This is a genomic window from Nocardia sp. NPDC055002, assembly GCF_053608825.1.
The window spans coordinates 267,376-279,008 of record NZ_JBSGWE010000005.1; the positions used below are offsets into that span (position 1 = coordinate 267,376).

The window sequence follows — 11,633 nt, forward strand, 5'->3', positions numbered from 1 at the left end:
GCCGAACGCGAGGGCCGAAATCCGCTCGCGCGCGGACCGCGGATCGGGCAGGCTCGACCACGACGAGGACGTGAACTCACTCACGAACACGCTGTGACAGCCGTCACCGAACCCGGTAGGGGCAACGGTGGCGGCGTCGCGGCGTGCACACTGGAGGGTGTGAGCCAGCGTCGTCCCGATCTTTTGCCCCATCGCATCGCGGTGCTGTCGGTGCATACCTCGCCGCTGGCGCAGCCCGGTACGGGGGACGCGGGCGGGATGAATGTCTACGTGCTGCAAACCGCGCTCGAGCTGGCCAAACGGGGCACCGAGGTGGAGATCTTCACCCGGGCGACCTCCTCGGAGCTGCCGCCGGTGGCCGAAGCCGCACCCGGCGTGATCGTGCGCCACGTGGTCGCGGGCCCGTTCGAGGGACTCGACAAACACGAGCTGCCCACCCAGCTGTGTCCGTTCACCGCCGAGGTACTGCGCCAGGAAGCGCGGCATCTGCCGGGCCACTACGACCTGGTGCATTCGCACTACTGGCTGTCCGGCCAGGTGGGGTGGCTGGCACGCGACCGCTGGCGGGTGCCGCTGGTGCACACCGCGCACACCCTGGCCGCGGTGAAGAACGCCGCGCTGGCCGAGGGCGATACTCCCGAACCCGAGACCAGGGTGATCGGTGAGAAGCAGGTGATCGCCGAGTCCGACCGGCTGGTGGCCAACACCGGTGACGAAGCCCGGCAGCTCGTCGAGCTCTACGGCGCCTCGCCCGACCGCATCGACGTGGTGCCGCCCGGCGCCGACCTGACCCGCTACCGGCCCGGTGACAAGCTCGCCGCGCGCACCGAGCTCGGGTTGCGCGCCGACGAGCAGATCGTCGCGTTCATCGGCCGGATCCAGCCGCTCAAGGCCCCCGATGTCCTCGTGCGCGCGGCCGCCGAACTCCTGAGCCGAGATCCGAGCCGCAAGTTGCGCGTGCTGATCGTGGGCGGACCGTCCGGCACCGGACTGGCCAGGCCCGACGCGCTGATCGAACTGGCCGCCGACCTCGGCATCGCCGAACGGGTCACGTTCCTGCCGCCGCAGCCCGCCGACAAGCTCGTGCAGGTGTATCGCGCGGCCGATGTGGTGGCCGTGCCCAGCTACAACGAATCCTTCGGCTTGGTCGCCATCGAGGCGCAGGCCAGCGGTACCCCCGTCCTCGCCGCCGATGTCGGCGGCCTCGGCACCGCGGTCCGCAACCACGAATCCGGCTTGCTCGTGCCGGGGCATCGCACCCCCGACTGGGCCGACGCGCTGGCGGCCCTGCTCGACGATCCCGACCGGCTCACCCGCATGGGCGCCACCGCCGTGGAGCACGCCGGCAGGTTCTCCTGGGCGCACACTGCCGACGGCCTGCTCGACAGCTACGCTGCCGCGATGGCCGGATTCCGCACCGAACGCGGTCCCATCGCCCTGCACGCGGGCGAGACCAGGCAGGCCAGATCGCGGGCGCTGTTGCGGCGCCGGACGGGAGTGCGCAGGTGAGCGCCGTTTCGCAGGTTATCGACGACACGCTGCGCGATCGCGAGATCGAGTACACCCGCCACGGTGACGACACCTTCATCGTGGTGCTGCCCGGCGAGCGCAAGCTGAAGACCACGGTGATGCTGACCGTCGGCAAGCACGGTGTCCGCATCGAATCGTTCGTGTGCCGCAAACCCGACGAGAACTTCGAAGGCGTCTACAAATACCTGCTGCGCCGCAACCGCCGCCTCTACGGCGTGGCCTACACCCTCGACAATGTCGGCGACATCTACCTGGTGGGCCGCATGTCCGCCGAGTCGGTCACCGCCGACGAACTCGACCGGATCTTCGGTCAGATCCTCGAAGCGGTCGACAACGACTTCAACATCCTGCTCGAGCTCGGGTTCGCCGAATCCATTCGCAAGGAATGGAAGTGGCGGGTCTCGCGCGGTGAGTCGCTGAAGAACCTGCGCGCCTTCGAGCACATCATCGACGACGCCGACAAGGTCTGAGAACACAGCGATGCCGGACAGGAAAGTTCCTGTCCGGCATCGTGTTTCAGCTCAGCAGTTCGTCGGGACCGGTTCGTTGCGGAAGCGGGCCTCGACGTAGTTCCACGCGTCGGGGAAACCCGCCACGGCGGCGGTCATGTGCTCGGAGATCTCGACCGTGTTCAGCTGGACCGGGGCACCCTGACCACACCAGCGGGCGATGGTCTCGGCGACCGGGGCGTACGGGGTGAGGATGTCGTACTTGCCCTGCCAGATGTAGGTGGGTGCGGTCGGCGCGCCCTGGAAGTGCACGAGGCTGTTCTCGCGCAGCACCCCACGGGCCACCTGGCTGCCCATCAGCTCCTTGGACGCCGCCATCTGCTCGGCGTTGCGCAGGGCGCCGTGGAACAGCAGGAAGCGACGGCACGCGTCCTTGGTGAATTCACGGAACCACAGGCCGTTCTCGTTGAGCTGGTCCGACACCGGCACCTGCTCGGGGTACTCGCGCTCGATGCCCATCGCGGCGGCGAAGGCGAGACCGAAGCCGGGGTGCGGCTGGAAACCCAGTGCGTCGGCCATCAGTTCGAGATCGGCGGGGATACCGCCGGACACCACGGCCGCGAGCTTCAGCTCCGGTGCGTACGTGGGCTGCAACGCGCCCGCCCACGCGGTGGCCATGCCGCCGCCCGAGTAGCCGGCGATCGCGACCGGCGAGTTACCGACACCCAGCTCAGCGACCTTCTGCACCGCGCGCACACTGTCGAGGGTGACCATGCCGCTGAGCTTGGCCGCACCGTAGGCCACCGTCGGGCCGAGGTAGTCGGGCACCGAGATCGCCCAGCCACGCGCCAACGGCAGCATGGCGCCGGGCGCGTCCTGCAGCTCGCCGTTGAACAGCGACTGCGACGGGTTGCAGCGGGTGCCGATCGAGTTGATCAGCGCCTGGTACGACACCAGCGGCGGGTTCTTCACGCCGACCGGCATGAGCACGGTGGTGATGCCCATGATCGCGTTGCCCGCCGAATTGGTGGAGCGGAACGCGACCTGGTGGCCCTCGGTGCCGGGGTACATCCAGGTGTCGATGTGGCGCGTGCGCACGACGTCGCCGGGTGCCAGCGCGGCGATGTCGGCAGGTGCGGTGAAGAACGGATCCGGATCAGGCGTCGGATACAGCGGGTTCGCCCCCGCGGGTGCGGCGAACAAGCCTACCGATAGCAGACTCAACACCAATACAGCGATTTTCGACACAGCTTTCCTTCATCAACAGTAGTGCTGCCCAACGAGACGACCCGACCCGTGTCGAAGTATCTAACGAAAACCTGTGATTTGTACCGACCAGTAGTCAAAGTGTCGCGTGCCACATGTTGTGATGACTCACATCAGGTGCGGGCGAGGTGTGCGGCGACGCGGCCCGGCACGCGAGGTAGGAGTGGTGATGGCGGTGCTTGCGCTCGATATCGGGGCGACGAAATTCGCTGCGGGAGTTGTGGACCCGCACTACCGGCTACACGGGGTGCGTCAGGCCCCCGCTGCCTCCGACGATCCGTGGGCGGCGTGTCGAGACCTTCTGGTCGCTGTGGCAGGTGACAACGAGGTGAGCGCGGTCGGGATCGGAGCGGCGGGGCCGGTCGATGTGCCCGCGGGAATGATCAGGCCGTTGAACCTTGCGGCGTGGCGCGGCGGGTTCGCGATCGTCGACCACGTGCGCGCGCTGTTCCCGAACGCGGTGGTGCGGTTGGCCATCGACGGCGCCTGTCTGGTGCTGGCCGAGCATCGGGTGGGCGGGTTGCGCGGGGTGGACAACGGCCTGGCCATGACGGTGTCCTCGGGTGTCGGTGGGGGGATCATCGCCGACGGCCGGGTTGTGGTGGGGCGCACGGGAAACGCCGGTCACATCGGGCACATCGTGGTGCCCGGGGATGACACCGCTTGTCCCTGTGGGGGATTCGGGTGCGTCGAGGCGGTGGCGAGCGGGCTGTCGTCGGTGCGCTGGGCGCGGGAGCGTGGCTGGGCAGGGGAGAGCGGGATGGAGCTCGCCGAGGCCGCGCATCGCGGTGACCCGATCGCGCTCACCGCCATGGCGCGTGCGGGAACCGCCCTCGGTCAGGCGATCTCGTCGGCTGCCGCGCTACTGGATGTGGATCGGGTGGTGATCAGCGGCGGTTTCGCGCATTCGGGGGAGCCGCTGTGGGGACCGTTGCGCGCTGCCGTCGCCCGGCATGCGCGGCTCGAGTTCGTCGAGGAACTGTCGGTGGAACTGTCGACGTTGAGCGAAGGAGCCACGCTGGTCGGTGCGGGGGTGCTAGCGGTCGAGGCCGCGCGGCTTGAGGCGATGTGAGGACTCTTCGGTCCGGCCGGCAGTGCGCTCGGCGCGTTCGTTCGGCCTGGTCACCGGCGGGCGTAGCCTCCATGAGGTGGCTGCCGACTACGTGCCGGGCGATGTCGTCCATATTCCGGAGGGTCCGTTCCAAGGAGTGTGCGCCGTAGTGCGCGAAGTCGACTCGGTGGCGTCACGATTACAGGTCGACGCGCTGGTCAAGGGCGGGCCGTACGAGATCGTCATCGGCTTCGACGAGGTGGAGTGGGCCTGACATCACCGCAATGTCAGAATGACCCCTATGACCTACACCCTCGTGCTGCTGCGCCACGGCGAGAGCGAATGGAATGCCCTCAACCTCTTCACCGGTTGGGTGGACGTCCAACTCACCGACAAGGGCATCGCCGAGGGCAAGCGGGCCGGGGAGCTGCTCAAAGAAGCAGGCATCCTGCCCGATGTCGTCTACACCTCGCTGCTGCGCCGCGCGATCAGCACCGCTGACAACGCGCTCGGCACCGCCGACCGGCTGTGGATCCCGGTCGTGCGCGACTGGCGCCTCAACGAGCGCCACTACGGCGATCTGCAGGGCAAGAACAAGGAACAGGTCCGCGAGCAGTACGGCCAGGAGCAGTTCATGCTGTGGCGCCGCAGCTACGACACCCCGCCGCCGCCGATCCAGCCCGACAACGAGTACAGCCAGGAAGGCGACCCGCGCTACGCGGGCATCGAGGTCCCCAAGACCGAGTGCCTGCTCGATGTCGTCAAGCGGATGGTCCCGTACTGGGAGGACACCATCTCCAAGGAGCTGCTGACCGGCAAGACCGTGCTGGTCGCCGCACACGGCAACTCGCTGCGCGCGCTGGTCAAGCACCTCGACGGCATCTCTGATGAGGACATCTCCGGCTTGAACATCCCCACCGGCATTCCGCTGGTCTACGAACTGGACGAGAACATGCGTCCGGTGAAAGCCGCCGAGTACCTGGACCCGGCTGCCGCTGCCGCCGGTGCCGCCGCTGTCGCCAATCAGGGCGGTAAGTAACTCCTTGCCGGAAACCGGCCCCGCACCTTCGAAAGGTGTGGGGCCGGTTCTTTCTGGTGATGTCACACTCGTACCGGCTGTGTCGTCACCTCGGTAGATACCGCGAAACACGCGGTTGCCGAAGGAGTTACGCCCATGTTCACCGCCTACGTCATCGTTACTGTCGTCGCCGCACTGTGGGTGGGGTTCTCGGCGTTCTCACTGCTGCGCCGGGCCCCCTTCGTGGTGGAGCCGCTGGTGGAATACGGCGTGCCGCAGACCTGGTGGACACCGCTGGGCATCGCCAAGGCCCTCGGATCGATCGGGCTGCTGATCGGCCTGTTCGTGCCGGTGATCGGGGTTCTCGCCGCGATCGGGCTGATCCTGTACTTCGCGGGTGCGGTGGTGACGGTGCTGCGGGCGCGGTCGTACAAGACGGTCGCGTTCCCGGTGCTGTACCTGGCGCCGGTCGCCGTTGCGCTGGGGCTGGGGATCGCCGCCTGAACGTCCCGGCGACCCGTGTCAGGCGCCGGCGACCGCGAAGGCCGCCGACAGTGGAGGCAACATCGCGCGGGCATCGAGGCCGGCGAACCAGAGGCCGACGGTGAAGACCGAGGTCGCCTCCAGATACCTGGCGCGGTGCAGGCCGCCCGCGGTGAACGGTCGCAGAGCAAGGTCTTCGGCGAGCCGGGCCACTGTCTGTACCGCCGCCGCGTCGTCGCCGCAGATCGGGACGGCCAACCGCACACCGTCGAAGACTCGGCCGGCGCCCGCCCACACCTCGGCGGCGAGGAGGTTGAAGGCCTTGACCACGTGGGCTTTCGGCGCTGCCGCGGCGATGCGTTCGGCCACCGCGTCCTCGCTCAGGACGAACGCGGTGACGCCGTCGGGCGCCGATTCGTCGGGCAGGAACGCGTTGGTGCAGTCGATGACGATCTTTCCGGCCAGCTCGGCGCCGTGTGTGGTGAGCAGTTCGGTGAGCGCGCTCACGGGTACCGCGAACAGCACTACCTCGGCGAAGGCGATCGCCGCGCTGATCGTCGCCGGTCGCACGTCGACCACAGGCTTGCTCGCCCGGTCGGCATCCGATCCCGCGCCACCGATCGCGTCGAGCTCGGACGCGAGTGCCCGCGCCGAGTCGGCCGAGCGCGCCCCGATCCGCACCTCGTGGCCCGCCGTGGCCCAGCCGCCGCCCAACGCGGACGCTATCGCGCCCGCGCCGATGATTCCAATACGCATGAGAACTCCCGTGATTCGCCGGTGTCGAGCCCGGTGGCATCGACCACACCGACGCTAGAAAGGGCGATAGGCACCCGCGGGTGCCTATCGGCGGTGGCACGCTGGTACCCATGACCGCCGCCGAACCGGTGCAATACCCGCCCTACGGTGACTACGAGGCCGACTGTCCCGCGCGAATGGCGGTGGACCTGTTCGCGAACTCGTGGCTGCCGGTGGTGGTGTACCTGTTGCGCGATGGTCCGCAACGTCACAGCGAACTTCTGACGGGGGCCGGCGGGATCAGCCAGAAGATGTTGACCCAGACGTTGCGGCGGATGGAGCGGATGACGCTCGTACGCAGGCGGCGGTATGCCGAAGCGCCACCGCGAGTGGAGTACGAACTCACCGAAGCGGGCCACGATCTGCTCGTTCCGATTTATGCGCTCGGCGCATGGGTCGACCAGCACGGGCCCGCGGTGAGCACCGCGATGTACGGCGAACCGCCCGGCTGACACGCCCGGCGAAGGTCCAGGTGCCTGCTGGGTGAACGGCAAAAGAACGCCATGCCAAGTGCCTGTGACCTGCGCGAAACTTCGTCGACCCGCCGACGTTATGTCGGTCCGCACTCGTACGATCAATCTTGTGAGTGTTCCGCAGGCCGTGCTGTTGGCAGTCCTCGCGGCTGTCGTCGGGCTGGCAGTCGGTGGCCTGCTGATCCCGTTCGTCAATGCCAGGCAGGCCGCCCGTACCCAGGAAGACACCGGGCTGACGATGTCGCAGGTGCTCGACCTGATCGTGCTCGCCTCCGAGTCCGGCATCGCCGTGGTGGACGAATACCGCGATGTGGTGCTGGTGAATCCGCGCGCCGAGGAACTCGGGCTGGTCCGCAACCGGTTGCTCGACGAACGCGCGTGGGCCGCGGTGGAGAAGGTCCTCGCGACCGGCGAATCCGCCGAATACGACCTCACCGCCAAGAACCCGCTACCCGGCCGCGGCCGGATCGCCGTGCGTGGTGTGGCCCGCAAACTCTCCCGCGAGGAAACCAGCTTCGTCGTGCTGTTCGCCGACGACGATTCCGAGCAGGCCCGCATGGAGGCGACGCGGCGCGATTTCGTCGCCAACGTCAGCCATGAACTCAAGACCCCCGTCGGTGCGATGAGCTTGCTGGCCGAGGCCATGCTGGAATCGGCCGACGATCCCGAGGCCGTGCGGCACTTCGGCTCCCGCGTACTGGGCGAATCCCGGCGCCTGGGCAAGATGGTGACCGAGCTGATCGCGCTGTCGCGATTGCAGGGCGCCGAGAAACTGCCCGATCTGGCCGTGGTCGACGTCGACACGGTGGTGCAGCAGGCGGTCGACCGCTCGCGCACCGCCGCCGAGGCCGCGGGCATCACCGTCAGCACCGACCGGCCCAGCGGGCTGGAAGTGCTCGGCGACGAAACGTTGCTGGTGACCGCGCTGTCGAATCTGGTGGAGAATGCGATCGCGTATTCGCCACAGGGTTCGCATGTGTCGGTGAGCCGGTCGCTGCGCGGCGATCATGTCGCGATGGCGGTCACCGATCGAGGCATCGGGATCGCCAAGGAAGACCAGGAACGGGTGTTCGAGCGGTTCTTCCGCTCCGACAAGGCCCGCTCCCGCTCGACCGGCGGCACCGGGCTCGGCTTGGCCATCGTGAAACACGTGGCGGCCAACCACAACGGCGAAATCACCCTGTGGAGCAAACTGGGCACCGGCTCGACGTTCACGCTGCGCATCCCCGCCCATCTGGAAACCGATGGGGACGAGGACGCGGAACAGACGCCGGAGTCCACCACGAGAGAAACCACCGTCCCGCGCACTCTCGCGGGACGAACGAACGGTGTGGAGGCACGCAGATGACGAGTGTGTTGATCGTCGAAGACGAGGATTCGCTGGCCGAGCCGCTGGCGTTCCTGCTTCGCAAGGAAGGCTTCGACGTCACCGTCGTCGGCGACGGCCCGTCCGCGCTGGCCGAATTCGACCGCTCCGGCGCCGATATCGTGCTACTGGACCTGATGCTGCCCGGCATGAGCGGCACCGACGTGTGCAAGCAGCTGCGCACGCGCAGCGGCGTGCCGGTGATCATGGTGACCGCCCGCGACAGCGAGATCGACAAGGTCGTCGGGCTGGAACTCGGCGCCGACGACTACGTCACCAAGCCCTACTCGGCGCGCGAGCTGATCGCCCGGATCCGGGCGGTGCTGCGCCGCGGCGCGGGTGACGAGCTCGACTCCGGTAGCGAGAACGGCGTCCTCGAGGCCGGACCGGTGCGGATGGACGTGGACCGCCACACCGTGCACGTCAACGGTGGCCAGGTCACCCTGCCGCTCAAGGAGTTCGACCTCCTCGAGTACCTGCTCCGCAACTCCGGCCGCGTACTGACCCGCGGCCAGCTGATCGACCGGGTTTGGGGCGCCGACTATGTGGGCGACACCAAGACCCTCGACGTGCACGTCAAGCGACTGCGCTCGAAGATCGAGGCAGACCCGGCCAAGCCGGAACACCTGGTGACTGTGCGAGGACTCGGCTACAAGCTCGAAGCTTGACCGCCTCCCCGCGACTCTAGCCAGATCCAGGCGCGGGGAGACACGTGTGTGCGGCTGCGGTAAGGGTGCTCGCCGCGTTCGCTCGTACCCGGTGAGTTACCCATGTACTCGCCAGACCAGGGCTCAATGAAAAGGTCCCGTCGGATTTCCGACGGGACCTTTCGTTCGTTGACGAGCGGGAGGACTTTTACAACACGCTCCATGCGGTGCCGAGGGGGGTGTCGATCTTCTTCAGGGCGACCACTTCCACGCCGTCGAACTGCTTGCAGTCGTAGATCGGCACGTCGGCGCCGTTGCCGCGGCAGCCGATGGGCGAGGAGGTGCCCTTCGTGCTGATGATGATGTATTTGCCGTTCTTGGCGGCGTCGATCGCGGCCGGGTCGTTGTAGTTCACGAAGTCGGCCGTGAAGTCCGCGTACGCGGCCGGATCACCGTTCGGTTCGGCATTGGCCAGGCCGGTCATGGAGAGGGTCGCGCCGATCGCGAGGGTCGCTGCGTAGATCGCTTTCTTGGACATGAACAGCTATCCAACCCGAGTTCGGTGACGGATGCACGACCTACAGATGAACCGAATGGTTACGAGGCTTTCACTCCGCGTGATTCGATCTGTGAGGTTCGGGGTTCATCCGCTCGGCTTCGACCGTCGCCGGATGCACCGCGACCAGGCCGAGGCCCTCGCGCCGACGGCAGTGCTTGGCGAGTTCGTCGTAGGCGGGCGCACCGAGCAGCTCACGCAGTTCCGGGCCATAGGACTGCCAGACCGGCTTCGCGCCGACGTGGGCGTCGGGAGAGCCGCTGCAGTACCAATCCAGATCCAGGCCGCCGGGTCCCCAGCCGCGCCGGTCGTATTCGGTGACCACGGTGCGCAGGATCTGCTCGCCGTCCGGGCGTTCCACCCAGTCCTGGGTGCGCCGGATCGGCAGCTGCCAGCACACGTCCGGCTTCACTTCCAGGGGTTCGATGCCCTTGCGCACGGCCATGATGTGCAGCGCGCAGCCGGGACCTGCCGCGAATCCGGGACGGTTGAGGAAGATGCAGGCGCCGTCGAAGCGACGGGTGCGCAGGGCCGGTTCGTCCTCGAGTTCGTCGAGTTCGAGGTAACCCTTCTTGACGACCTTGCCGTTCTCGGTGGCCTCGCCCATCAGCTGCCAGTCGTCGGGTGTGAGCATCTTCACAGCACCGTTGAGGCGCTTGCGGTCGTCCTTGTCGGCCAGGAAAGCGCCGTGGGAGCAGCAGCCGTCGTCGGGGCGTTCGGCGATGATGCCCTGGCAGGCAGGCGTGCCGAACACGCACGTCCAGCGCGACAGCAGCCACGTCAGATCGGCGACGATCTGGTGCTCGTCGTTTGCTGGATCGGTGAACTCGATCCACTCCCGTGGGAAATCGAGCTCGACTTCCGGGGTCGGGTCGATCTTTCGCCCAGGTCGGAGCCCGGTCTCCGCGGTGCCAGATGCGCCTTCGGTCACAACTCGTGACGCTAACAGTTCAGTCGCCTGGCCTGCTGTACCGGATCACCAAGTACCGTATTCGTGTGCGGCTTGGTGTTCTCGATGTCGGAAGCAATACCGTCCACCTGCTCGTGGTGGACGCCCATCGTGGTGGCCACCCGATGCCGATGAGCTCGACGAAGTCGGCGTTGCGCCTGTCCGAGAGCATGGATTCGGTGGGCCGGATCACCGAGGAGGGCGAGGCGCGGCTGATCGCGACCATCCTCGAATTCGCTGATCTGGCACGCAATTCCAAGTGCGTGGAGCTGATGCCGTTCGCCACCTCGGCCCTGCGCGAGGCGACCAATTCCGAGGAAGTGCTCGCCCGCGTCCGGGCGATGACCGGTGTCGATCTGCAGGTGCTCTCCGGCGACGACGAGGCCAGGCTGACGTTCCTCGCGGTGCGCCGCTGGTTCGGCTGGAGCGCGGGCCGGATCATCAATCTCGATATCGGCGGCGGTTCGCTGGAGCTGTCCAACGGCGGCGACGAGGAACCGGATGTGGCGCTGTCGCTGCAACTCGGCGCGGGCAGGCTCACCAGGGAGTGGCTGCGCGACGACCCGCCGGGCAAGCGCAAGATCGCGGTCCTACGCGACTGGCTCGACGCCGAACTGGTCGTCCCGTCCAAGACGATGATCGACGCGGGCAGGCCCGACCTGGCCGTGGGCACCTCGAAGACATTCCGTTCGCTGGCCCGGCTGACCGGCGCGGCACCCTCGGCGGCCGGTCCGCGGGTGCGACGTACACTGACCAGCTCCGGTCTGCGCCAGCTGATCGCGTTCATCTCCCGGATGACCGCGTCGGACCGCGCGGAACTGGAAGGCGTGAGTTCGGATCGGTCCCAGCAATTGGTGGCCGGCGCATTGGTCGCGGAGGCGAGTATGCGGGCGTTATCGCTCGACAGCATCGAAATCTGCCCATGGGCGCTGCGCGAAGGCCTCATCTTGCGCAAACTGGACTCCGAGCCCAACGGAGGTGGACCGGCCGCGGTGCCGCCGGTCACGCCGGTCGCGGAAGTGGAGTCGGCATGAGTAGCGAGGATTCTAA

General features: G+C 67.6%; 14 protein-coding genes. 10 read left to right on the forward strand and 4 right to left on the reverse strand.

What is annotated here, in order from left to right; all coding sequences use genetic code 11:
• Positions 1-150 precede the first annotated feature (150 nt).
• Together mshA and ACWF99_RS22465 are read left to right on the forward strand one after the other, a co-directional pair.
• Positions 151-1,509, forward strand: coding sequence for a D-inositol-3-phosphate glycosyltransferase (gene mshA, locus ACWF99_RS22460; RefSeq protein WP_378634495.1), 1,359 nt, complete (start codon positions 151-153; stop codon positions 1,507-1,509).
• On the forward strand, positions 1,506-2,000 hold the full coding sequence (locus ACWF99_RS22465; protein WP_378634103.1) for a type III secretion system chaperone family protein: 495 nt from the start codon (positions 1,506-1,508) through the stop codon (positions 1,998-2,000). Before mshA ends, ACWF99_RS22465 begins: the two co-directional genes overlap by 4 nt.
• A 51-nt stretch (positions 2,001-2,051) precedes the next feature.
• On the opposite strand, the gene ACWF99_RS22470 is transcribed toward ACWF99_RS22465, so the two are convergent.
• Entirely contained in the window at positions 2,052-3,227 is a 1,176-nt protein-coding gene (locus ACWF99_RS22470) for a lipase family protein (protein ID WP_378634106.1), read from the reverse strand.
• A gap of 187 nt (positions 3,228-3,414) precedes the next feature.
• Between ACWF99_RS22470 and ACWF99_RS22475 the strand changes: the two genes are divergently transcribed.
• The 4 genes from ACWF99_RS22475 (at position 3,415) to ACWF99_RS22490 (ending at position 5,818) form a co-directional block, all read left to right on the forward strand.
• The gene (locus tag ACWF99_RS22475) at positions 3,415-4,317 is read left to right on the forward strand and encodes an ROK family protein (protein ID WP_452537285.1); all 903 of its coding nucleotides are present in this window, start codon (positions 3,415-3,417) and stop codon (positions 4,315-4,317) included.
• A gap of 76 nt (positions 4,318-4,393) precedes the next feature.
• Entirely contained in the window at positions 4,394-4,570 is a 177-nt protein-coding gene (locus ACWF99_RS22480; RefSeq protein ID WP_170112119.1) for a KOW domain-containing RNA-binding protein, read from the forward strand.
• Between the two features lie 27 nt (positions 4,571-4,597).
• Positions 4,598-5,335 (forward strand): phosphoglyceromutase, encoded by a 738-nt coding sequence (locus ACWF99_RS22485; RefSeq protein WP_378655545.1) that lies wholly within the window; start codon positions 4,598-4,600, stop codon positions 5,333-5,335.
• A 135-nt stretch (positions 5,336-5,470) separates the two neighbouring features.
• On the forward strand, positions 5,471-5,818 hold the full coding sequence (locus ACWF99_RS22490) for a DoxX family protein (protein ID WP_378634114.1): 348 nt from the start codon (positions 5,471-5,473) through the stop codon (positions 5,816-5,818).
• Positions 5,819-5,836: 18 nt separating this feature from the next.
• Here ACWF99_RS22490 and ACWF99_RS22495 read toward each other — a convergent pair whose 3' ends face one another.
• The gene (locus tag ACWF99_RS22495) at positions 5,837-6,553 is read right to left on the reverse strand and encodes an NADPH-dependent F420 reductase (RefSeq protein WP_452537286.1); all 717 of its coding nucleotides are present in this window, start codon (positions 6,551-6,553) and stop codon (positions 5,837-5,839) included.
• Between the two features lie 110 nt (positions 6,554-6,663).
• Between ACWF99_RS22495 and ACWF99_RS22500 the strand changes: the two genes are divergently transcribed.
• The 3 genes from ACWF99_RS22500 (at position 6,664) to ACWF99_RS22510 (ending at position 9,099) form a co-directional block, all read left to right on the forward strand.
• Positions 6,664-7,044: a winged helix-turn-helix transcriptional regulator gene (locus ACWF99_RS22500; protein WP_452537287.1), complete on the forward strand. Its 381-nt coding sequence runs from the start codon at positions 6,664-6,666 to the stop codon at positions 7,042-7,044.
• Positions 7,045-7,174: 130 nt separating this feature from the next.
• Positions 7,175-8,413, forward strand: a complete 1,239-nt coding sequence (locus ACWF99_RS22505) for a sensor histidine kinase (RefSeq protein WP_056816211.1) — start codon at positions 7,175-7,177, stop codon at positions 8,411-8,413.
• A complete protein-coding gene (locus ACWF99_RS22510) occupies positions 8,410-9,099 on the forward strand; it encodes a response regulator transcription factor (RefSeq protein WP_056814516.1) in 690 nt (229 codons plus the stop codon). The genes ACWF99_RS22505 and ACWF99_RS22510 overlap by 4 nt, the downstream gene beginning before the upstream one ends.
• Positions 9,100-9,286: 187 nt before the next feature.
• Here ACWF99_RS22510 and ACWF99_RS22515 read toward each other — a convergent pair whose 3' ends face one another.
• On the reverse strand, positions 9,287-9,616 hold the full coding sequence (locus tag ACWF99_RS22515) for a hypothetical protein (RefSeq protein WP_378634123.1): 330 nt from the start codon (positions 9,614-9,616) through the stop codon (positions 9,287-9,289).
• A 70-nt stretch (positions 9,617-9,686) separates the two neighbouring features.
• Positions 9,687-10,565 (reverse strand): hypothetical protein, encoded by an 879-nt coding sequence (locus ACWF99_RS22520; protein WP_378634125.1) that lies wholly within the window; start codon positions 10,563-10,565, stop codon positions 9,687-9,689.
• Between the two features lie 65 nt (positions 10,566-10,630).
• On the opposite strand from ACWF99_RS22520, the gene ACWF99_RS22525 reads away from it, so the two are divergent.
• A complete protein-coding gene (locus ACWF99_RS22525; RefSeq protein WP_378634128.1) occupies positions 10,631-11,617 on the forward strand; it encodes a Ppx/GppA phosphatase family protein in 987 nt (328 codons plus the stop codon).
• The last annotated feature ends 16 nt before the right edge of the window (positions 11,618-11,633 follow it).

Bases quoted from the DNA above. Each gene is read 5' to 3' on its own strand.
- ACWF99_RS22475 (WP_452537285.1), top strand. From the start codon at position 3,415: ATGGCGGTGCTTGCGCTCGATATCGGGGCGACGAAATTCGCTGCGGGA.
- ACWF99_RS22485 (WP_378655545.1), top strand. From the start codon at position 4,598: ATGACCTACACCCTCGTGCTGCTGCGCCACGGCGAGAGCGAATGGAAT.
- ACWF99_RS22490 (WP_378634114.1), top strand. From the start codon at position 5,471: ATGTTCACCGCCTACGTCATCGTTACTGTCGTCGCCGCACTGTGGGTG.
- ACWF99_RS22495 (WP_452537286.1), bottom strand. From the start codon at position 6,553: ATGCGTATTGGAATCATCGGCGCGGGCGCGATAGCGTCCGCGTTGGGC.
- ACWF99_RS22500 (WP_452537287.1), top strand. From the start codon at position 6,664: ATGACCGCCGCCGAACCGGTGCAATACCCGCCCTACGGTGACTACGAG.
- ACWF99_RS22510 (WP_056814516.1), top strand. From the start codon at position 8,410: ATGACGAGTGTGTTGATCGTCGAAGACGAGGATTCGCTGGCCGAGCCG.
- ACWF99_RS22515 (WP_378634123.1), bottom strand. From the start codon at position 9,616: ATGTCCAAGAAAGCGATCTACGCAGCGACCCTCGCGATCGGCGCGACC.